Origin of the sequence: Psychrobacter immobilis (assembly GCF_904846285.1) — a bacterium.
Lineage (GTDB): Bacteria > Pseudomonadota > Gammaproteobacteria > Pseudomonadales > Moraxellaceae > Psychrobacter > Psychrobacter immobilis_D.
The window spans coordinates 154088-174613 of record NZ_CAJHAD010000001.1; the positions used below are offsets into that span (position 1 = coordinate 154088).

20 protein-coding genes are annotated in these 20526 nt (G+C 43.3%); 13 read left to right on the forward strand and 7 right to left on the reverse strand.

Annotated features, from left to right (window positions below; all coding sequences use genetic code 11):
• Nucleotides 1-14: 14 nt before the first annotated feature.
• From JMX13_RS00675 to adk, 6 genes are all read left to right on the forward strand, one after another.
• Nucleotides 15-1349 (forward strand): hypothetical protein, encoded by a 1335-nt coding sequence (locus tag JMX13_RS00675; protein ID WP_201608902.1) that lies wholly within the window; start codon nucleotides 15-17, stop codon nucleotides 1347-1349.
• Nucleotides 1350-1734: 385 nt separating this feature from the next.
• Entirely contained in the window at nucleotides 1735-3744 is a 2010-nt protein-coding gene (locus JMX13_RS00680; RefSeq protein WP_201608903.1) for a heme lyase CcmF/NrfE family subunit, read from the forward strand.
• A 1-nt stretch (nucleotide 3745) separates the two neighbouring features.
• Nucleotides 3746-4414, forward strand: coding sequence for a DsbE family thiol:disulfide interchange protein (locus JMX13_RS00685; RefSeq protein ID WP_201608905.1), 669 nt, complete (start codon nucleotides 3746-3748; stop codon nucleotides 4412-4414).
• Nucleotides 4411-5022: a cytochrome c-type biogenesis protein gene (locus JMX13_RS00690; RefSeq protein ID WP_201608906.1), complete on the forward strand. Its 612-nt coding sequence runs from the start codon at nucleotides 4411-4413 to the stop codon at nucleotides 5020-5022. Before JMX13_RS00685 ends, JMX13_RS00690 begins: the two co-directional genes overlap by 4 nt.
• Entirely contained in the window at nucleotides 5019-6299 is a 1281-nt protein-coding gene (gene ccmI, locus JMX13_RS00695) for a c-type cytochrome biogenesis protein CcmI (protein ID WP_201608907.1), read from the forward strand. The genes JMX13_RS00690 and ccmI overlap by 4 nt, the downstream gene beginning before the upstream one ends.
• A 219-nt stretch (nucleotides 6300-6518) precedes the next feature.
• On the forward strand, nucleotides 6519-7175 hold the full coding sequence (adk, locus tag JMX13_RS00700) for an adenylate kinase (RefSeq protein WP_201608908.1): 657 nt from the start codon (nucleotides 6519-6521) through the stop codon (nucleotides 7173-7175).
• 190 nt (nucleotides 7176-7365) lie between these two features.
• On the opposite strand, the gene secB is transcribed toward adk, so the two are convergent.
• The 4 genes from secB to rsgA all read right to left on the reverse strand — a co-directional run bounded on the left by secB (nucleotide 7366) and on the right by rsgA (nucleotide 10324).
• Nucleotides 7366-7818: a protein-export chaperone SecB gene (gene secB, locus JMX13_RS00705; RefSeq protein ID WP_149488954.1), complete on the reverse strand. Its 453-nt coding sequence runs from the start codon at nucleotides 7816-7818 to the stop codon at nucleotides 7366-7368.
• 212 nt (nucleotides 7819-8030) lie between these two features.
• Complete coding sequence (grxC, locus tag JMX13_RS00710; protein ID WP_201546920.1) at nucleotides 8031-8294, reverse strand: glutaredoxin 3; 264 nt, start codon at nucleotides 8292-8294, stop codon at nucleotides 8031-8033.
• A 319-nt stretch (nucleotides 8295-8613) separates the two neighbouring features.
• The gene (locus JMX13_RS00715) at nucleotides 8614-9063 is read right to left on the reverse strand and encodes a rhodanese-like domain-containing protein (RefSeq protein ID WP_201546911.1); all 450 of its coding nucleotides are present in this window, start codon (nucleotides 9061-9063) and stop codon (nucleotides 8614-8616) included.
• A 157-nt stretch (nucleotides 9064-9220) separates the two neighbouring features.
• Nucleotides 9221-10324, reverse strand: a complete 1104-nt coding sequence (rsgA, locus tag JMX13_RS00720; RefSeq protein WP_201546909.1) for a ribosome small subunit-dependent GTPase A — start codon at nucleotides 10322-10324, stop codon at nucleotides 9221-9223.
• A 218-nt stretch (nucleotides 10325-10542) separates the two neighbouring features.
• On the opposite strand from rsgA, the gene orn reads away from it, so the two are divergent.
• The gene (orn, locus tag JMX13_RS00725) at nucleotides 10543-11136 is read left to right on the forward strand and encodes an oligoribonuclease (protein ID WP_201546899.1); all 594 of its coding nucleotides are present in this window, start codon (nucleotides 10543-10545) and stop codon (nucleotides 11134-11136) included.
• Nucleotides 11137-11245: 109 nt separating this feature from the next.
• Here orn and JMX13_RS00730 read toward each other — a convergent pair whose 3' ends face one another.
• Together JMX13_RS00730 and JMX13_RS00735 are read right to left on the reverse strand one after the other, a co-directional pair.
• Complete coding sequence (locus JMX13_RS00730; RefSeq protein ID WP_201608909.1) at nucleotides 11246-12082, reverse strand: UDP-2,3-diacylglucosamine diphosphatase; 837 nt, start codon at nucleotides 12080-12082, stop codon at nucleotides 11246-11248.
• A gap of 115 nt (nucleotides 12083-12197) precedes the next feature.
• Entirely contained in the window at nucleotides 12198-12713 is a 516-nt protein-coding gene (locus JMX13_RS00735) for a peptidylprolyl isomerase (protein ID WP_201608910.1), read from the reverse strand.
• 273 nt (nucleotides 12714-12986) lie between these two features.
• Here JMX13_RS00735 and JMX13_RS00740 point away from each other — a divergent pair, with 273 nt between their 5' ends.
• The 5 genes from JMX13_RS00740 to JMX13_RS00760 all read left to right on the forward strand — a co-directional run bounded on the left by JMX13_RS00740 (nucleotide 12987) and on the right by JMX13_RS00760 (nucleotide 18783).
• Nucleotides 12987-14726, forward strand: a complete 1740-nt coding sequence (locus JMX13_RS00740; RefSeq protein WP_201608911.1) for a glutamine--tRNA ligase/YqeY domain fusion protein — start codon at nucleotides 12987-12989, stop codon at nucleotides 14724-14726.
• A gap of 144 nt (nucleotides 14727-14870) precedes the next feature.
• Nucleotides 14871-15635 carry a phospholipase D family protein gene (locus JMX13_RS00745; protein WP_201608913.1) on the forward strand — a complete coding sequence of 255 codons (765 nt, stop codon included), beginning with the start codon at nucleotides 14871-14873 and terminating at the stop codon, nucleotides 15633-15635.
• 247 nt (nucleotides 15636-15882) lie between these two features.
• Complete coding sequence (locus JMX13_RS00750) at nucleotides 15883-16521, forward strand: peroxiredoxin (RefSeq protein ID WP_201608915.1); 639 nt, start codon at nucleotides 15883-15885, stop codon at nucleotides 16519-16521.
• A gap of 237 nt (nucleotides 16522-16758) precedes the next feature.
• On the forward strand, nucleotides 16759-17421 hold the full coding sequence (locus JMX13_RS00755) for a glutathione S-transferase family protein (RefSeq protein WP_201546880.1): 663 nt from the start codon (nucleotides 16759-16761) through the stop codon (nucleotides 17419-17421).
• Between the two features lie 315 nt (nucleotides 17422-17736).
• On the forward strand, nucleotides 17737-18783 hold the full coding sequence (locus JMX13_RS00760; protein WP_201608917.1) for an META domain-containing protein: 1047 nt from the start codon (nucleotides 17737-17739) through the stop codon (nucleotides 18781-18783).
• Nucleotides 18784-19067: 284 nt separating this feature from the next.
• Here JMX13_RS00760 and ruvC read toward each other — a convergent pair whose 3' ends face one another.
• Nucleotides 19068-19652: a crossover junction endodeoxyribonuclease RuvC gene (gene ruvC, locus JMX13_RS00765; RefSeq protein ID WP_149488967.1), complete on the reverse strand. Its 585-nt coding sequence runs from the start codon at nucleotides 19650-19652 to the stop codon at nucleotides 19068-19070.
• Nucleotides 19653-19805: 153 nt separating this feature from the next.
• On the opposite strand from ruvC, the gene JMX13_RS00770 reads away from it, so the two are divergent.
• Nucleotides 19806-20429 carry an FxsA family protein gene (locus JMX13_RS00770; protein WP_201608919.1) on the forward strand — a complete coding sequence of 208 codons (624 nt, stop codon included), beginning with the start codon at nucleotides 19806-19808 and terminating at the stop codon, nucleotides 20427-20429.
• Nucleotides 20430-20526 lie beyond the last annotated feature (97 nt).

The window sequence follows — 20526 nt, forward strand, 5'->3', positions numbered from 1 at the left end:
GGATAATTAGAGTCATGGATGCAAATTCATTGTGGCAGACGATAGCGGAGCACCCCGAGTTTTTCGCCATGCTGACCATCCCACCAGTGACCGCATTTGTCACATGGATACACGTGTGGATGGCACTCAAAATGCTGTTTTATCCGGTTAAGTTTTGGGGTATTCGGATTCCAAACTTCCCATTCTTTGGCTTGCCAGGATTAGGCTGGCAAGGGATTGTGCCGCGCAAAGCTGGCAAGATATCTGGCGTTATCGTTGACCAGACGCTCTCAAAGCTCGGCTCGCTCGATGAGTTCTTTAAAGCAATGGAACCGGATCAGATGGCGGTATTTATCACCAATGCGGTCGATGAAAATCTTGAAATCTTGATTGATGAGATTATGTTTGACCACTCGCCAGCGCTGTGGGGCAATCTTCCTTATGCATTAAAGCGCCGCGTTTATGCCCAAGCGCACCAAGAATTGCCAAATATTATGCAGTCTTTGGTGACGGATTTGACCTATCATGTCGAAGATTTGGTCGATATGCGTAAGATGATTGTCAATAAGATGGAAAGCGATCGTCGTTTGATGGTCAATATGTTTCTAAAAGTTGGGCAAAAAGAGATTGATTTCATTTGGCATATCAGTGCTTTGATTGGCTTGATATTCGGTATTATCCAAATGTTTATATTTTTAGTGGTACCGCAGCATTGGACGGTACCATTTTTTGCCGCTATTTGGGGTTTCCTCACCAACTGGATTGCGATTTGGATGGTATTTAATCCCGTAGAGCCGCATTATATTCCGTATGTAAAGTTTTTCGCGCTGCAAAGTCGCTTCCCGTTTATTAAGCCGCAGCTGCCGCATATTGCGCGGTACCGTTTCCAAGGCGGCTTTATGAAGCGCCAAGAGGAAGTCTCTGAAGTTTTTGCTGAAATTGTGGTCAAGGATTTGGTGACTTTAGAGAACATCATGAATGAGATGATGTACGGTGACCGCGCTGCGGAAACGCGTGAGCTGATGAAATCACACCTGTATAAAGTGCTAGAATCGCCAGTCATTAGTACGACGTTAAGAGTAGGGCTAGGTCGCCGCGAGTTTGGGCAATTGAAAAATACTATTATCGACAAATCCATCGTCGCGACCATGGTGCCACTGCGCGACCCTGAGCTCAATGAAAGCCGAGCCAGTAAAATATTTGGATTGTTTCGCGACCGTATTCGCGCGCTATCACCCGATGAGTTTCAAAACCTATTGCGTCCTGCGTTTCGTGAAGATGAGATGACGCTGATTGTACTTGGCGGTTTGACTGGCTTTTTTGCAGGTTGGTTACATCTGGTTTTGGTGTTTTTCCCCGCAATGCAGTAAGGTGGGCACGCTTTATACAATACCTTTAAGCCTTTGTGCTTTAGACGTTAAACAAGTAATAAATGTAAGTAAAAGATAATAATTAAAATACCTTTTCTAATTGAGAGGTAAGCAAATGATAGTAATAAATCACAGCTATAAACGACATTTATAAACACTGTTAATAAACATCATTAATAAAAACCGTTAATAAGAACTATTAATAAAAATCATGATAATAGTAGCGGGTTTTAGCGGCTGCTATAGCCACAAAACCTGAATTTACAACCGTAAACTATGACCGCATTAAGGATTCTCTACTACAGTTCGGTAGCTTTTATTATTCATAAAATAACAGCGCTCGAGCAAACCTAGACAGTATCCAAGGTAAACAAGGTTAGACCGTATGTTAATCACAGAATTAGGTTATTTTGCCTTGCTGACCGCCTTTGTATTGGCGATTTTGCAGGTGGTATTACCAACGATCGGCGTTATGCGTGACCAAGTTGCTTGGCAGCGTCTCGCACCAAGTTTAGCGTGGGCGCAGTTTGCGGCCATGGCTATCTCGTTTGGCGCTTTGATGGCAGGCTTTTATTTTAATGACTTTAGCTTGGTCTACGTCACTCAGCATTCTAATACCTTGCTGCCTTGGTATTATAAATTGTCCGCGACGTGGGGCGGGCATGAAGGTTCGCTACTGCTTTGGATGACCATCATGGCCACTTGGTGTGCCTTGGTGTCGTACTTTAGCCGTGGTTTGCCATTGTCAATGCGCGCACGCGTACTGGTGATACTGGCTGGCGTACAAATGATGATGTTGGCGATGTTAATCTTCACCTCATCACCGTTTGACCGCACTTTACCAAACTTGCCGGTCGATGGCGCGGACTTAAACCCTGTACTACAAGATTTCGGTTTGATTATCCATCCGCCGATGCTATATATGGGCTATGTGGGCATGGTCGTGCCATTTGCCTTTTGTATGGCAGCATTATGGGAAGGGCGTTTGGATGCAGTCTGGACCCGTTGGTCGCGTCCATGGGCGCTGGCAGCATGGGGGTTTTTAACCCTTGGTATTGCTTTGGGTTCGTGGTGGGCGTATTACGAGCTTGGTTGGGGCGGTTGGTGGTTCTGGGATCCGGTAGAAAACGCTTCGTTAATGCCTTGGCTTGCCGGTTTAGCCTTGCTGCATTCGTTGGCAGTGACTGAGAAGCGCGGGGTATTTAAAGCGTGGACTATTATGCTGGCCATCTTTGCTTTTGCCTTAAGTCTATTGGGTACTTTCCTTGTACGTTCTGGCGTTATTACTTCGGTGCATTCGTTTGCTGCCGACCCAACGCGCGGTCTGGTCATCTTAGTGATTTTAGGCATTATCGTTGGTGGTGGACTGCTGATGTTTGCCATCCGTGGTTGGCGTTTGACGGTTGAAAGTCAATATCAGCTGATATCGCGTGAATCATTTTTAGTGATTAATAACGTTATTATCCTAATTTCAACCTTAGTGGTACTGCTCGGTACGCTGTATCCTATCATCGCTGACGCCTTTAATTTGGGTCAAGTTTCTGTAGGCCCTCCATATTTTAATGCGCTATTTGTGCCATTAACGTGGTTGCTGTTGATCGCGATGGGTATGGGTTCTAATATCCGCTGGAAGAAAGACAGTCGTCCGTTATTGGGCGTTGGCATGGTCATTGCGGTCAGTAGTCTCGTGTTGGCGGCGATTATTGCTTATTTTGTCAGCCCGTCCGACATGCTTAATATTGGCGTGACGCTAACCGTGAGTTTTTGGGTGTTGTTTTGGATGGTTGTTGATTTTAAAGACAAAACCAAAAATGCACCAAGTTTCTTTAAGGGTCTAGGTCAGTTACGTTTGAGCTATTGGGGTCAGCAGACTGCGCATATTGGGGTCATAATAGCCGTCATCGGTGTTGCCTTTACCAGTACTTTGAGTATTGAGCGCGATGTGGCACTGGGCGAAAATGATACCGTGCATGTACAAGGCTATGACTTTGAAGTTAAAGATTTTCATGAGGTCAGAGGCAGTAACTTTGATGGCGTGCAAGCACAGGTCGAGGTGACCAAAAACGGTCGCAAAGTGACGACCTTGTATCCTGAAAAACGTACTTATGTGATTAGTATGATGCCAATGACTGAAGCGGCGATTGATGCCAGCCTTATGCGCGATGTCTATGTGGCACTCGGCGAGCCTATCGCTGAAGACAGTAATAAGTGGGCGGTACGTATTTATGTTAAGCCACTGATTCGCTGGATATGGCTTGGCGCGATTATCATGGCATTAGGTGGTTTATTAAGTATGCTCGATAGCCGTTATCGTATTAAAAAAACCAAAACGTCCGCTCAAATGGCGGCGAATAAAGCAGGTTTTATCACTGAAGCTGAAATAGGGGAGAAATAAAATGAGTCAATCAGATAATTCTTCCCAAAAAGCACCTGAAAACAAAGGTGCTGCTAAGAACAAAGCTCCTAAAACGATGAAAAAAGGCCAAATTAGAATATGGTTTTTAATTCCGCTGATTGTTTTTGCTGGTTTTATGGTCATGCTGTACCTGCGTTTGGGTCAGCCAACGGAAATCGTTACCAACACCGCGCTTGAGCGTCCAGTACCGACGTTTGAGCTACCGTTATTGTCAGATACCAGTCGTATTATGACCAATGACAATCTCCCTGATCAGCCGTTTTTGATGAATATTTGGGGTTCTTGGTGCCCAACTTGTATCATCGAGCATCCCTTTTTAATGCAATTAGAAGAGCGCGGTGTCAATTTGGTTGGGGTGAACTATAAAGATGACATTGGCGATGCGCTAGGCTACTTAAACCGCGGCGGCGATCCATTTTCGATGTCTATTCAGGATTTATCCGGTCAGTTTGCTCTAGATTTGGGCCTGACGGGAGCGCCTGAAACCTTTGTGGTTGATGGTGAAGGCATTATTCGTCAGCATATTGTTGGTGAGATTAACGAGAGCAATTGGCAAAGCCGTATCACACCTTGTTTGATGGTGCTTAATGAAGCCGACAAGAAAAATGTCAGTCCAGACCCCAAGCAAGTTCAGGAGGTTTGTAAATGAATGCCTTCTACTTAAAAGTTATACAGGTAAAAAGCATCGCAATAAAGCTTGCAGGCTTAGTGCTTGGGTGTTTACTGAGTTTTGTTATCAGTTTGGCCATTAGTTTTAGTGCGCAGGCAGCGATTGAAGTTTATGATTTTGACTCAGTTCAGCAAGAAGCGCAGTATCGCGGTCTTATCGAAGAGCTACGCTGCCCAAAATGCCAAAACCAAAACCTAGCAGGTTCTGATGCGCCTATTGCGCAAGATTTAAAGCAAAAAACCTATGACATGATTAAAGAAGGTCGTAGTGATAGTGAAATCCGTGCTTACATGCAAGAGCGTTATGGCGACTTTATTACGTATAAACCGCCCGTACGTCCTTCGACTTGGATACTATGGTTTTTTCCGCCATTATTATTGATTGTATTGGTGATTGGCTGGTTTTGGCAAAGTAAACGCAGCCAGCGCGTTGCCCGTGGTCAAAGTGGCGTCACTGTAGATGGCGCTGCGGCGTTATCAGCTACAGAAAAAGCGGAACTTGATCGTTTATTGTCGCGTAGCAATAACGATAGTACTAGCAATGCTAATAGCGAACATGACATCACCAGTACAGAGGACAAAAAATGACCCTATTTTCTACTTTTGGCTTATTTATTGCCCTAAGCTTATTTATTGCGCTGTTACTGGCGGTGATTATTATCATGCCATGGCTGCGGGCATCACGCTTACGAGATAAGCCGGTTGACAATCAGCTGCTAGACATCAATATCGCGGTATTCCGTGAACGCCTAGCAGAGCTGCAGACTGATAAAGACAGTGGCACTATCGATGAAGTGCATTACCAAAATCAAAAGCTCGAGCTTGAGCGCCAGCTATTGGATGCGCAGCGTATTGTGACACCAATGGTTGCACCCGGTATCAAAAGCCGTCTGATTATCATGGTATGGGTACCAGTATTAGCGGGGCTAGCGTACTTTTTAATCAGCGACCGAACGCCAGTATTTAATCTGTGGGCGGCTGAAGATAAAGTCGCACAAGTCGCAGATGACTTGTTAACTGGTAAAATTGATCAGCCGCCTGCTTGGGCGATTGAAGATGGCACGCAACTTATTAGTGCTATGCAGACCAACGTTTATCGTCATGCTGATGACCCTGATCGCTGGATGCGTCTGTCTGAACTATTCTTATCATTAGAAGCAACCGACTCAGCACTTGAAGCCTTATCACGGGCTTATCGTTTGTCACCAGACAACGAAGAGATTGCCACCACTTACGCGCAAATCAGCTTTTTTGCCAATAAAGGTCAGCTCGATGCCAATAGTCGCCGCGTCTTGCAGGACGTACTGGCGAAAAATCCGCAACATGAAGGCGCTCAAATGCTGATGGCAATGGGTGAAGCACGTGGTAATAACTTTGAGCAAGCACAAGGCTGGATTAAGCGTTTACGTGCTAGTATTGCTGCCAAACCGGGTGACCATAGCCAAGCGCTGACAAGTCTGGATGAGTTGAGTGCAAGTGTCACGGCTCAGCAGCAGCAAGCTTCTGAAGGCATTGAGGTGACTGTTTCTATTAATTCAAGTTTGCTACCATTAGTCAAAGCGGATGATGTGCTGTTTGTCGCTATCCGCGATGTGAAAGGTGGACCGCCATTTGCCGCCAAGCGTCTACCGATTAGTGTCATTAAGCAGGGTGAAGCAAATATTAGCCTAAGCGACTTAGATGCTATGATGCCTGAGCGCACGTTAGCTTCTGCTCGAAGCGATAAAGTCCAGCTTGCGGTCATTGCGCGTATCAGCCATAGCGGTACCGCCAATGCGGAGTCAGGCGATTTATCGGGTAATCCTGTGGTGATTAGCGCCGACCAAAATCAGGTCAATGTGGCTATTAATCAACAGGTTCCTTAATGAGCTTATATCAACTTCTAAATAACTAATAAATGCGCGCCGTTGTGCTTTCAGCGGCGCGCAACCTTGTCCCATGAACAGATAAGTCATCGTAACTTGCCGCATCAAGACTAAAAATACTTGAGCTTTTGAAAGCCACAAGGTAAGGTAAGCTCTGCAACCCACCAATCCCTAAGTTTTATTAGTCCCAAAATCCTATCTATTAAGGAGAGTCGTGTAATGATGCGTATTATTTTGCTAGGTCCACCAGGCGCCGGTAAAGGCACCCAAGCCCAGTTCATCTCTAAAGAGTATGATATCCCGCAAATCTCAACGGGCGATATGCTGCGTGCCGCAATCAAAGAAGGTACTGAACTTGGCAAACAAGCCAAAGACGTGATGAACGCTGGTGGTTTGGTTTCTGATGATTTGATCATTAACCTCGTGCAAGAACGCATCGCTAAGCCTGATTGTGTCAACGGCTGCATTTTAGATGGTTTCCCGCGTACTATTCCACAAGCCCAAGCGCTTGCAGATGCCAACGTGACCATTGACCATGTGATTGAAATTAGCGTTCCTGATGACGAAATCGTTAAGCGCTTATCAGGTCGTCGTCAGCATGCAGGTTCTGGTCGCGTTTATCATATTGATCACAATCCACCTAAGCAAGAAGGTATTGACGATGTGACGGGCGAGCCACTGATTCAGCGTGAAGACGACAAAGAGTCGACCATTCGTGACCGTCTAGCGACTTATCATGAGCAGACGTCAACCTTGGTTGGTTTCTATCAAGATAAAGCGGCTGAGGGCGGCGATGCGCCTAAATATGACAAATTCGATGGCACCCAAGGCATTGATGATGTTAAACAGCAAATCCTATCTGCACTAAAAGGCTAAGGCTTTTATAGCTGCTGATAGAGCTTGTCGATTAACAGTGATACTCAAAACCCTGCCGCTTATATTAATAAGCAGCAGGGTTTTTTAATGGTTAAAATAAACGCTAGAAAATGTCCATAAAAAAACCGCTTACTTAGAGAAGTAAACGGCTTTTTGATATAAATAAGCTAATGCTTTATCTTGCTAAGTGTTACGCGTTACCTTGTGCATCAACTTGGGCTTGCTGCTGGCTTTGCGCGTACGCTTGGTCAAAGTTGACTGGCGCAAGCAATAACTGCGGGAAGCTACCACGTGTGACGATGTCGCTAATCACTTCACGCGCATACGGGAACAACACGTTAGGGCAATAAGCGCCTAGAATCTGACCAATTTGGTCTTCTGGGATATCTTTTAATAAGAAGATACCCGCTTGATGAACTTCGGCGATAAATGCCGCTTCTTCAGCGTTTTTAGCGTTGACGCTTACTGTTAATACCACTTGGTAATGGTCGTCATCTAGTTTTTCGGCATTGCTTGATAGATTGATATCAAGCTCAGGGTTCCACTCTTTGGTGAATACGCCCGCGCCTGGGACTTCAAGTGACATATCTTTTACATAAATGCGTTCTAGTGCCAATTGTGGTTGTGCTTGTTCTTCAGCCATGGTAATTCCTCTAAAAGTTAATCAAATAATGGGGCAAACTGTTATTGTAACAACATATCATTGTAATATAAATCGAGATTAAGGTTTGAGATTTTATCTCGATGTTTCTTAGCCAATTTTTTTTGGCAAGCTTGTCTTTTAGCCAGACGATTTATCTTTGCTGCGGTCCATTTTTACCTAGATAAAAACAGACCGTAAAACAAGATAGCAAATTAACCCGCCAATAGCTCGTCAAGTTTGCCTTGCTGGTTCATTTGGTTGAGCTCGTCAAAACCACCGATAAAGGTATCACCAATGAAAATTTGTGGCACAGTACGATAGTTATTGGTTTTTTGCATCAATGCTTGGCGCTCTTCACGGCTAATGTCATGCATGCCGATTTCTTCATAATCAACGCCTTTAGATTGCAATAATTTCTTCGCATTTGAGCAGTATGGGCAGATAGGGGTGGTATAAACTTGCACAGAGACAGTCATGGTTAATCCTTAATTATAAATTTATGGGTGAATCGTTTTATTATAAGTAATATGATAAATAATGAGATTAAGAAATCATAGGGTAGTCATTAATACAATCCGTTATCAATACGTAAATAGCAGCTATATTTGCTGCTGCTCAGTATAAAGTGGGGATGGCTGTCTCAAATTCAAGCAGTGTTGGCTGAAAAGCGCTGACGGTAGCATCATTAGCACATAAAAAAAGACACCTTTAAAAGGTGTCTTTTTTATTAACGCTGCAGGTTGCTAAGACTGTATAGCTATTAGCATGATTGAAATCACAGCTTAATCGATTGTCTTACTTATGCAAACTTGGCTTGGCTTTGCCTTTAGGTTTGGCATCTTTTATCCCAACCAATGGCATACCAGCGCCTTGCCAACCGCCGATACCGCCTTCTAGGCGATAGACACTGTCTTTACCAATCATCTGTACTGCCGCACCTGCCTGTATGCCCATATCGCAGATGATAATGACTGGGTGCTCAATCGCACGAATTTCCTCAATGCGGTCTTTAAGTTCAGTAAAAGGTATATTGCGGCTGCCTTGGATATAACCGGTCTCAAATTTCTTTTTGGTGCGAATATCGATCAGCTGCGCATTTTGCGAGTTAACCATCATACCCAAGGTGTTGGGCGATATTTTTCTGCCACTACGTTTGTTTTCAATAGCAAAAAACAGCACGGCAAGTACGGCTAATATACCAAATAAAAACGGGTGGTTGCCCACAAATTCCAGCGCACGATCCAAACCATACCTCCAAAAAAATAAGTGTTCGGTTAAGCTGAGAATACAGCCCAACGATAGTGAACAAGGCGCTATTATACCGATAAGGTCATCTATAGTAAACGGGCGATGACTTCGCCGTTACTTTATCAATAACCTTTAGACACATCTGCTAATTCTGCTAATAAGGCTTAGTATCTGCCTCTTCTCGTAGCGTTACCAGGTTTTCAACACGCCGCTGTAGTACTTCACCATCCGCCACTGCTTGCCATAAGGCGCAGCCTTTGCTGTTATGCGTATGGCGACAATCGCGGAACTGGCAATCACCTGCCAGTGGTACAAGCTCAACAAAACCTGAGATGATGTCATCAGGGGTTAAATGCCAAATGCCATATTCGCGAATACCAGGGGTATCAACAATACCGCCTTGGGTTAAGTCATCTGGATTAAATGGCAATAAGCGACTGGTTGTGGTGGTATGCTGACCAAGTTTTGAGTTTTCAGAGATAATATTTACGCTCTGTGCTGATTCGGGTAGGAGAGCATTAATGAGACTGCTTTTACCGACACCTGATTGCCCAGCAAAAATAACCAGCTTTTTATCGATGTAACGCTTTAACTCGTCTAGTCCTTCTTGCTCATCGCTATCAGCAATATTTTCAGGACAAGCGACCGAGGTGAGCACACTCTCATAACCAAGCGCTGCATACTGTGCGAGTAGCTCATTGGTATCGACGCCGTTTTCTTGCGCCAGCAGATCGGCTTTATTAAGTACCAATAGCGGCTTGACACCGGCATGATGGCAAACGACCAAATAGCGGTCAATGAGCGTCGGTGCAGCGGCAGGAAGCGGCGCAAACACAATCGCCAAAATATCGACGTTGGCGGCGACGGGTTTGAGCTTATGATAGCGATCAGGACGCGAAACCAGAGAAGTACGTGGCTTGACCGACTCGATACGTCCAAAGCCAGTATTAGGGTCAGCACTCCAGCGCACTTGATCGCCCGCTGCTAGCATCGGTAAATTGGTACGCACATGACAGCGCCAGATATCACCTAACCCCAGCTCCTGCCAAAACGGCTCAGGATCATCGGGCGCAATCTCCGGCTGCACGGGAATTACTGCCGGCAAGCTAGTCACCTGTACTTCTAGCTGCTTACCATAATGCGCCATGACCACGCCATCCATCAAACTGTCATCGATGCTGTCTTGACTGTCAAGCTGCTGTTTATCAATGCGACGAATCTGCTGTTTAGTCAGTTTGCGTTGCCGGATTAATGCCATGGGTTGTGACCTATTAAAAAAATATTGCTAAGTGTAGCGTGAAAATTTGCTAACATACAGCCTAAAGCGCCGCTAGCAGATAGTGGTTTTGTAATGTTTTAGACATTATAGCCAACCAAGCGCAAAATATATGATTTGAGCACGACCATTTGTAGTTAGTTTAATTGGCTAACATTGCTCGCAAGTTGTTCCAAAATTTATTGACCATAGGATATTTTATGAGTACCGACGACCATCCCAATAAAATTAAAATCAGAAACCAAGGTAAAAAAGGGTTGGTATGGATTGACCTAGAAATGACTGGACTTGATACCTTAAACGATGAAATTATCGAAATAGCCACCGTCGTCACTGATGAAGATTTAAACGTCCTTGCCGAAGGGCCTGTATTTGCCATTAAAGTATCAGATCAAGTGTTAAATAAAATGGATGACTGGAATACTAAGCAGCATGGGCAGTCGGGACTGGTCGACCGTGTGCGCCGTAGTACCGTGACATTGGCAGAAGCGGAAGCTGAAACTATTAAGTTTCTCAATAAATGGGTCGATAGTGGCAAGTCGCCAATGTGCGGCAATTCCATTTGCCAAGATCGCCGCTTTATGGCGCGCCAAATGCCTGAGCTTGAGCGCTTCTTCCATTATCGCAACCTTGATGTGTCGTCGATTAAAGAGCTGTGCTTCCGCTGGCGTCCTGATATTCTCAGAAACTTTGAAAAAGGCGGTAGTCATTTAGCGTTAGATGATATTCGCGATTCTATCCGTGAGCTAAAGCACTATCGTCAGCACTTTTTTAAATTGATGCCGCAGGATTAATCAGCCGTGGGTTTGAGTAGATAGGTTAAACGCCAAATATGAAAAGGGTTTATTAAATATTTAGTAGACCCTTTTTTAATAAAAGTGTTTTTCTGATAACAGCGATGCACTAAACCTGTATTTTGAATTCGAATAAATCAAACTTGATATGGTTTGAGTCTGCTTCCTCTATCACCGCGCCAATCACCGCACTGACTTTTGGCTGGCGTTTGTCGCTATCTAGCAATCGCCAATCACCAAGTACGTAGCGTATTTTGCCGTGAATGGTTTTATGAATATCTGGACGATGAGTATGTCCATGTAGTAAGGCATCGCTATCAGCTACTGCTTGCAGCACCGCATTTTCATTGACATCCATGATATAAGCGGCTTTATTGGCATTATTCTGCTGACTTTTTTGGCGAAGATTATCGGCAATGGCTAAGCGTTTTTCTAACGACTTATTAAGCAAATACCACTGAGTCAAACGGTTACGCATGATTTTTCGAAAAAACTGATATTTCTTATCATCAATGCATAATCCATCGCCGTGTTCTAAGCGATAATTTTGCTGTCCAATAGTTAAGATATACGGCTCATAAATTAGCGCACCACCGAATAAGTTGCAAAATGGCTGACCCAACAAAAAATCACGGTTGCCATGCATAACCAAAATCTCACAACCTTCGATACGCAGCTTTTTTAATTTTACAATAAGAGGCGTGAGCCAATGTGTTGTGCGCTCATCTTCTGATAACGATAGGTAAACGTCATCACCTAGCCATACCTCGAACCAATCGCCTAAGATAAATAAGCGCTTGAGTGACGGCAAGGCAAGGCAATCATCAAGCAGCGCCAAAAAAGCCTGCACTAAGGCAGGCTCTTCAGGTGATAAATGCAAATCGCTAATCAATACTTGCCGCACCTCATGAGGGCGGGTGGTAATTAGATGGTCAAAACTTTGCATTTATCCTTATCCTCGTAACTTTAAACAGTAACGACTCATAAGCTTTTACAGACTCATCGCTACTGAGTAATAACTATTGAATAATGATTACTGAGAAACAGTTATTTAGTGACAGTTATTTAGTGATAATAGTCGCTGAGTTGATAACGACTGGCTCTTTTGGCACATCAGCATGCATGCCGAAACGACCCGTTGGTACGCCGCGCATTTTTTCGATGACGTCCATACCGCTTGTTACTTTACCAAATACCGTATAGCCCCAACCTTGCATGTTTTTGCCAGAATGGTTTAGGAAATCGTTGTCTTTAACGTTAATGAAAAACTGGCTGGTTGCTGAATGCGGATCTTGCGTACGCGCCATTGCAATCGTACCTTTGTCATTCTTTAAGCCGTTATCAGCTTCGTTTTCAACTGGCGCATTAGTCGCTTTTTCATTCATCTCAGCGTCCATTCCGCCGCCTTGAATCATAAAGCCGTCAATGATGCGATGGAAAATCGTACCGTCATAATGACCAGATTTTACATAGTTTAAAAAGTTTTCTACCGTTTTTGGCGCTTTTTTTTCATTAAGTTCGATAACGATCGCACCCATATTGGTGTCTAATTCTACTACTGGTGGCATGTCTACCATGTGATGTTCCTTTTTGATTGCAGCGCCTAAAATGACGCTGTTAAGTGGTGATTAAAAAGTTGGTGGTTAAAAAGTTATGGCTAGTCTAACGGCTTTTTTATCCCGTGTCATGTATCAGGCTGTTAATGCCTTTGCAAAAGCTGATAGAATAACGCAACTTTACCTTTTTATTATAATTTTTGATAACCTGTTTTTAATGGTTTGGTTTGAATTTTCCATGCTGCGTGATGTCACGCTGTGTGAACTGACAATTTGCGTTAGGAGCAATGCCCGATGAGTGAGCACTCAAGCAACAATGCACAAAAAGACGAACAAAAAAACGATTTTATTCGTAATATCATTCGTGACGATGTCAAGGCGCAAAAATATCCCCAAATTGTGACACGCTTTCCACCTGAGCCAAACGGCTACTTGCATTTAGGTCATGTTAAATCCATCTGTCTAAACTTTGGCGTGGCTGAAGAGTTTGGCGGTGTTTGTAATTTGCGCTTTGACGACACCAATCCAACCGCAGAAAAGCAAGACTACATCGATAACATTAAGAATGATGTGAAATGGCTAGGCTTTGAGTGGGCAGGAGAGGCGCACCATGCGTCAGGCTACTTCGACCAGTTGTATGCATGGGCCGTACAGTTGATTGAGCAGGGAGATGCCTATGTAGACTTGCAGTCGCCTGAGCAGATTAAAGAAAACCGTGGCTCATTTAACGAAGCAGGCACGCCGTCACCACATCGTGATGCCAGTGTCGAAGAAAATCTGCAACTTTTTGATGATATGAAAAATGGCAAGTTTGCGGAAGGTAAAGCGGTTTTGCGCGCCAAGATAGATATGGCAAGCCCAAACATGAACATGCGTGACCCCGTTATCTACCGCGTCATGCATCAAGCCCATCATCAAACCGGTGATAAATGGTGCATTTATCCGATGTATGATTTTGCCCATCCGCTCTCTGATGCGCTCGAAGGTATTACTCATTCACTATGTACGCTAGAGTTTGAAGACCATCGTCCATTTTATGATTGGGCGGTTGATAAGATTGGCTTTGACGTACCGCCGCACCAGTACGAGTTTAGCCGACTAAATGTCGACCATACCATGACCAGTAAGCGTAAGCTGAAGCAGTTGGTCGATGAAAATATCGTCAGCGGTTGGGATGATCCACGTATGCCAACGATTGCTGGCATGCGTCGCCGTGGTTATACGCCAGAAGGCTTACGCGACTTCTGTGAGCGTGTGGGTGTAACCAAAGTAGACAGCGTCGTTGATTTTCGCTTATTAGAGTTTAGTATTCGTCAGTCATTAGAGACGACGACTGCGCGTGGTATGGCCGTGCTCAAGCCATTAAAAGTGACGATTACTAACTTTGCCGAAGCGGTCAGCAGTTGGGAAACTGAAAAAGCGGATAGCGTTAATGCGCGTTTTGACGATGAGTCGCAAACGCTATGGTTAACCCAGCCAAACCATCCGAATGTCGATATGGGCGAGCGCGAGATTCCTTTCACTGAGACTTTGTATATCGACCAAGGCGATTACGAGATTGAGCCGCCAGCAGGTTATAAGCGTTTATCACCAGAAAAGAATGAGATTCGCCTGCGTAATACTTATGTATTGGCAGTGACTGAGCATATCTTAGATGACGCTGGTAATGTGGTTGAGCTAAAAGCGACGATTGATTCTGCAACACTAGGTAATAATCCTGAAGGTCGCAAGGTTAAAGGCGTTATTCATTGGGTATCAGCCACCCAAGGCGTCCCCGCTACTGTGCGTATGTATGAGCAGTTATTTAGTGCTGAAGACCCAAGTAGCGTCGCTGACGTGCATCAAGCACTAAATCCTAACTCATTGATTGAGCTGCAAGCGGTGGTTGAGCCATCACTTGCCAATGCCGACGCTGGCACGCGTTTCCAGTTTGAGCGTGAAGGTTACTTTATCTCTGATAGTGAAGATCATAGCAGTGATAAGCCCGTCTTTAACCAAGTTGTTAGCCTACGTGATAGCTATAAACCCGCTTAATTGATAAAGGTTAGCACCGCTAATATTTATTTAAGCTATTGCTGAACAATAGTGGTTTGCAAGCTTGCCCATTTCTAGTACGCTAGGGATGGGCTTTTTTTTGAATAAATATAAATTTTAATCGTAAGGTTTAAGGGTGCAATCATGGCAAAGTTTTTGAACAGTAGCGGTACAACCTATCATTTAGAAGAGTTGATTAAAAATGCGTCTGATAGGCTGATTATTATTAGCCCTTATCTCAAACTAAATGATCGTATTAAAGAGCTGTTAGAAGATCGGAATCGCTTAAAAATTGATATTCGTATCGTTTATGGTAAGAATGATTTACAACCTGAAGAAATCAACTGGCTCAAAAATCTGACTTTTATTCGTACCAGCTTTTGTAAAAATCTCCATGCGAAATGTTATTTAAATGAAAATGAGTGCATTATTACCAGTTTGAATCTTTATGAGTTTAGTCAGGTGAATAATAATGAAATGGGTGTGCTCATTTACCGTAATGAAGATGCCAAACTTTATGCCGATACTTATGAGGAAGCCCAACGTATCATTCGTATTAGTGATGAAGTGCGCATGTCGCTTGAAAAGGTGACTGGATCTGAAGGTGCGGCTGACGATAAAGCCACTTCTAATAATACCAATATTAACGCCAATGCTGATATTAATGTAGCGATTAAGCCTACTGCAGAAATGGCGGCGCCTAATTACTCAAAGTTGACAACCGCAAAGCTTGCTAAAGAGCTTGGCTTTAAAACCCAAGAGTTAAATGACAAATTGCTAGCCGCTGGTTATGTACAAGAGCAAGAGGGTGAGCTTGTATTAACAGATGCGGGACGTGCCGCTGGTGGTACCAGTAAAAAAGGTAAGTTTGGCGAGTTTTGTTTGTGGGACGCAGGAATGGTAATTTAGTTACTCTCTTAACTGTAAACTTATGCACTTAGTAATAAATGGCATAAGCGCATTACAATCCCTCACAAGACATTCATAACCAGTTTGCTAAGATAGGATAGCGTTTTTGCTGACGTGCTTTGAGTTATTGTGTAGTATTAACTGAGCACGTTTATAACTAGGTAAGCTTATAACAATAGAGCGCATAGATACCTTTAGGTATTAATAAATACTAACGCTCATCACTAATATAAATAAGGAATTAAGTATGGCACATTTACGTTTGGGTGATACCGCACCAAATTTTGATGCAATCACTACTGATGGGGATATTAATTTTTATGATTGGGCAGGGGATAGTTGGGTAGTATTTTTCTCACATCCTGCAGATTATACGCCAGTATGTACCACTGAGCTTGGTCGTACGGCAGCATTAGGTGGTGAGTTCCAAAAGCGCAATGTTAAACCAATCGCCTTATCAGTTGATGGTTTAGAAGATCATAAAGGGTGGGTAAGTGACATCGAAGAAACTCAGGGTACAGCTGTTAATTTCCCTATTATCGCTGACGCTGATCGCAAAATTGCGGATCTTTATGACATGATTCACCCAAATGCTGATAATACAGCGACGGTCAGAAGTGTGTTTATTATTGATCCTAAGAAAAAAGTCCGCTTAACGCTGACTTATCCAGCCAGCTGTGGTCGTAACTTTGATGAGATTGTTCGTGTTATCGATGCGATGCAGTTGTCCGATGAGTATAATGTTGCAACCCCTGTTGATTGGAAAGATGGTGACGACGTGATCATTCCACCAAGCGTGAAAAACGAAGATATCGCAGCAAATTATCCTAAAGGTCATACCGAAATTAAGCCTTATTTACGTACTACTCCTGCGCCTAACAAATAAATTAAGCGTACTGATAGTTGTAATGGATTAATAAATACAAGCCCTATAACTTAATGTTATGGGGCTTTTTTTATGTTTCAGCTTTTTATTAGCGCTAAGGTTTTGCTATGATAAACTGAGTAGGCTATAACGGTTGTATAGCGCTTTGAGCACCTTAGAGATGCGCTATCCTACAATAATCACAATAAAGCCTAGCTGCGTTAAGTCGCTTTTGGATCATCTTACAAGGAGTTTGCTATGAAAAAATTATACGTCACCCGTACCGCGCCCAATCCACGTAAAGCGCTTATCTTACTGGCATCAAAAGGAATTAATGTTGATGATATGGATGACCTCGATTTGGTCGATATTGACTTTGCTACTAATGAGCAGATGTCCGAGGCATTTACCAAAATAAATCCGATGCAGACCGTACCAGTTTTAACATTAGATGATGGTACGGTGCTTAATGATTCGCAAGCCGTGTGCGAGTATCTTGACCGTGTCTATGGCGAGCGCTCGGTAATGGGTAATGATGTGGTACAGCGTGCGCAAGTATGTTCTATGCGCCGTATTGCTGAGTTTGAGGTGCTGTATAATTTTATGCTCGCATTTCAGCACAGTCATCCCTCTAAAGCACAGCGGGTTGAACAAGTGCCAGAGTTTGTTGCGCCATCTATCGCCCGCGCGCTTAAAGCATTGCCTTATTTCGAAAACGCCTTAAATGGTCATGATTACTTAGTTGGTGATCAGTTAAGTTTCGCTGATATTGTGCTGTATTTAGGTTTAGATTTTGGCAAAATACTTAAGGTTAACCCGAATGAGCAAGGGGATAATCTGGCGCGTTTTTATCAGATGATGAATGAGCGTTTTAGCATTAAAAACATGGCAAAAGCCAAACCTGCTCATGAAAGTGAGTGAATATAGAATTTTTTTATACATTTAGCATTATATGCATGCAAAAGCCCTGAGTAGCTAAGAGTATTATTAGCTACTCAGGGCTTTTTTAATCCAGTAATTAAATCAGAAAAATTAACAAGAAGCGTTACTATCGATATATAAAATTAAACACTTCGTTACAATTATACCTATCATCAGCGCTATAGTGGTCAAATTATGAACACTTTACAAAAATAGATACGCTCACTTATAGATACGACCGCTGTCTGTATTATAGAAAATTTGTATGGTGAAAAATTGATTATGGAAAAAGTTTAATCACAAGGTATGATTGTTATGGCCTCATCTTTTAAAGCTGTATCTTATAAAAAACCATCTTATACAACCCTATCGCTTACCAAGCGACTAGCGAAGTTTGCTTTATTGCCCAGTATTTTAGCAGCGAGTCTGGCATTAGGCGCCTGTCAAGATGCTTCTGTGCCCAATGAAAATGACCTACAAGAAAGCGTTAATACGACTACGGGCGCAGCGGATGGTAATACGGTTACTATCGATGCTACTATAAACGCTGAGTCTAAGGCAGATGAGATGAGCGCTGAAGAACAAATGATAGCCAGTCTTTCTCGTTATCGCTGGACACTGATATTGGCAACCGATAAAGGCGCCCAGCCATTAAATAGGCTGTTAGATATTAAAGACCAAGTGCGCTTATCTTTTAGCCAATACCAAGGCGAGAACACCTTAAGCTATAGTGTTGGCTGCAATACCATGAGCGCAGGTTATGAGTTGCAAGGTCATACGTTAACTATCGAAGACGGTATGAGTACCAAAATGTCATGTGGTGAACTTGATAAAGCAGAAAATGATTTAAGTCAGATGATGCAGGGTAAGAGCCAATTAACGTTAGTGGTAGATAATAGTGCTACAAAAGAAAATCCTAACGAGCAAACCGCTAAAGATGACAATTCTAAAGATAATAATGCTAAAGATGCTAATTCTCAAAGTCCTAAACCGATATTGACCCAAGTCACTATCGATGCAACGACGTTAGTTTGGGAAGGAAAACTTACCTCACAGGCCAAATATAATAGTAAGGGTGAAACGGTATTTTGGGCAGTAAATGCTAAGAAAATAGCCTGCGCCGAAAATAGCTCAGAGATGTGTTTACAAGTGAAACCCATTACTTATGATGATCAAGGTATTAAAGTGAGTGAAGGGAAATGGTCGGCATTTACCGGTGAAATTGATGGTTATCAGCACGATGGCATGCATGACGAAGTATTACGTCTCCAGCGTTATCAGTTAGACTATAACGAAAGCGCAGAAGACGAAGAGTATGCTTATGTGTTGGATGCGGTGATTGAGAGTGCTGTAGTAGAGTAGGTGAATTAGGTGTTTTTTATTATATAGTCAGCTTAGTATAAAAGAGATACTTTTAATATAACGTTCTGCTGAGATAAATTTTCCTAGCTTGCTGTGCGCTTCGCACTCCAGAGGCTTTGAAAAATTTATCTCAGCAGCACTGCCTTCTTTTTAAAGCGAATCGACCATAGGAAAAAGATAGCCTAAATAGCTCAAATGTCGTAAACAAAAAACACGCGCCGTTTGGACGCGTGTTTTTTTATGGTGGCTTGCCTAACTGCGTTAACGAAAATTACCTAATTGCTTTAACGCAAATTGCCTAAGTCTTCTTCTGTCAAACGCCAGCGACCTTTTTTCTTAGAGCCACCACGTCCGCGCATTGAGCTATTGAGCAGAATCTTGTTCATGGAGTGACTTGAGTGCGCGTGACAAATGGCGCAGGCAAGACCATCAGCGGCGTCTTGTTGTGGCACGACATCTAAAGACAAGATGCGGCAGACCATTTCTTGCACTTGCTCTTTTGCCGCTGCACCATAGCCGCAAACGGCTTGTTTGATTTGGCGTGCCGTATATTCTGATACTTCCAAATCCAAGGCGACCATGGCAGCAATGGCTGCACCACGTGCTTGCCCAAGTTTAAGCGCTGAGTCCGGATTTTCTGCCATAAACACTTGCTCAATCGCGGTATAAATGGGCTCGTCGGCATATTTTAAATGATGCTGCGTAATACGCGTTAAGCCATTAAAAATACGTTTTAGGCGCTCAGGCATCTCTTTGGTATCCGTACGAATAGTACCTGCGTCTATATACGTCAGTTTGTCACCCGTTTGTTGAACAATGCCATAACCGGTCATGCGCGAACCCGGATCAATCCCGATAATAATTGCCATAGTATTCCGTCTTGCTTACATTTTGTTTTATGGCTTAAAAATCAGCCTTAAGTTTGATAGTATAGCAATCAATCCCCATATACATCATATGTTAGCCATTTTAATTTGCATGGCGCTTAATTTTTTAGATTTTATCTTATAGGACGACACTTTATGGGTCAGATAGTTGGTATTGCCATCGTTTGGTTTATTATCGAGATGCTACTGTGGTATTTGCTTGCTCAATTTATGAGCGGTTGGTGGGTGTTTATGTGGTTTATCATCGCCGCAGTTATCGGTATATCTCTCATGCGTAAAGGGATGGCAGCACTTAATCCAATGGCACAGCAGATGAAGGCGGGCGGCATGATGAATCCTGCGATGCGTCCACAAGAATCAACCATGATTAAAAGTGTCGCCATGGCAGCTGCTGGTATTTTGCTGCTCATTCCGGGTGTATTGAGTGATTTATTAGCATTGCTTGTGATATTGCCGCCAGTGCAGAAAAAGCTCAAAGACTTTGCCAATAATTATGTCATGAATAATCAGCAGAAAATGATGGAAATGATGGCTAAGCAGATGGGTGGACAAATGGGCGGCGGACAAAATCCATTTGGCGGCATGGGCGGTCAAAACCCGTTTGGTGGCGCAGGTGGTATGAATAACCAGAACCCATTTGGTCAGCAACAGCAAAACCCATTCGGCGATGTGTTTAAACAGCATACCACCGTTGATGGTACCGCAAAAACCATTCCGAAAGATGTGAAAAAAATCACCAAGTCTGCCAATGATGAATAATTGATTTATCAATAAGTAAGTAGATAATCAAACATAAGAAAAGCCCCTTTCGTCAATGACGAAAGGGGCTTTTGATCGTTAAATACTATTTTTATAA

What these genes read in the sequence shown, in the direction of transcription:
- secB (WP_149488954.1), bottom strand. Translation starts at nt 7,818, where the DNA reads ATGGCTGAAGAACAAGCACAACCACAATTGGCACTAGAACGCATTTAT.
- adk (WP_201608908.1), top strand. Translation starts at nt 6,519, where the DNA reads ATGATGCGTATTATTTTGCTAGGTCCACCAGGCGCCGGTAAAGGCACC.
- JMX13_RS00685 (WP_201608905.1), top strand. Translation starts at nt 3,746, where the DNA reads ATGAGTCAATCAGATAATTCTTCCCAAAAAGCACCTGAAAACAAAGGT.
- ruvC (WP_149488967.1), bottom strand. Translation starts at nt 19,652, where the DNA reads ATGGCAATTATTATCGGGATTGATCCGGGTTCGCGCATGACCGGTTAT.
- JMX13_RS00755 (WP_201546880.1), top strand. Translation starts at nt 16,759, where the DNA reads ATGAAAAAATTATACGTCACCCGTACCGCGCCCAATCCACGTAAAGCG.
- ccmI (WP_201608907.1), top strand. Translation starts at nt 5,019, where the DNA reads ATGACCCTATTTTCTACTTTTGGCTTATTTATTGCCCTAAGCTTATTT.
- JMX13_RS00760 (WP_201608917.1), top strand. Translation starts at nt 17,737, where the DNA reads ATGGCCTCATCTTTTAAAGCTGTATCTTATAAAAAACCATCTTATACA.
- rsgA (WP_201546909.1), bottom strand. Translation starts at nt 10,324, where the DNA reads ATGGCATTAATCCGGCAACGCAAACTGACTAAACAGCAGATTCGTCGC.
- JMX13_RS00740 (WP_201608911.1), top strand. Translation starts at nt 12,987, where the DNA reads ATGAGTGAGCACTCAAGCAACAATGCACAAAAAGACGAACAAAAAAAC.
- JMX13_RS00745 (WP_201608913.1), top strand. Translation starts at nt 14,871, where the DNA reads ATGGCAAAGTTTTTGAACAGTAGCGGTACAACCTATCATTTAGAAGAG.
- JMX13_RS00750 (WP_201608915.1), top strand. Translation starts at nt 15,883, where the DNA reads ATGGCACATTTACGTTTGGGTGATACCGCACCAAATTTTGATGCAATC.
- JMX13_RS00770 (WP_201608919.1), top strand. Translation starts at nt 19,806, where the DNA reads ATGGGTCAGATAGTTGGTATTGCCATCGTTTGGTTTATTATCGAGATG.
- grxC (WP_201546920.1), bottom strand. Translation starts at nt 8,294, where the DNA reads ATGACTGTCTCTGTGCAAGTTTATACCACCCCTATCTGCCCATACTGC.
- orn (WP_201546899.1), top strand. Translation starts at nt 10,543, where the DNA reads ATGAGTACCGACGACCATCCCAATAAAATTAAAATCAGAAACCAAGGT.
- JMX13_RS00690 (WP_201608906.1), top strand. Translation starts at nt 4,411, where the DNA reads ATGAATGCCTTCTACTTAAAAGTTATACAGGTAAAAAGCATCGCAATA.
- JMX13_RS00735 (WP_201608910.1), bottom strand. Translation starts at nt 12,713, where the DNA reads ATGGTAGACATGCCACCAGTAGTAGAATTAGACACCAATATGGGTGCG.
- JMX13_RS00680 (WP_201608903.1), top strand. Translation starts at nt 1,735, where the DNA reads ATGTTAATCACAGAATTAGGTTATTTTGCCTTGCTGACCGCCTTTGTA.
- JMX13_RS00675 (WP_201608902.1), top strand. Translation starts at nt 15, where the DNA reads ATGGATGCAAATTCATTGTGGCAGACGATAGCGGAGCACCCCGAGTTT.
- JMX13_RS00730 (WP_201608909.1), bottom strand. Translation starts at nt 12,082, where the DNA reads ATGCAAAGTTTTGACCATCTAATTACCACCCGCCCTCATGAGGTGCGG.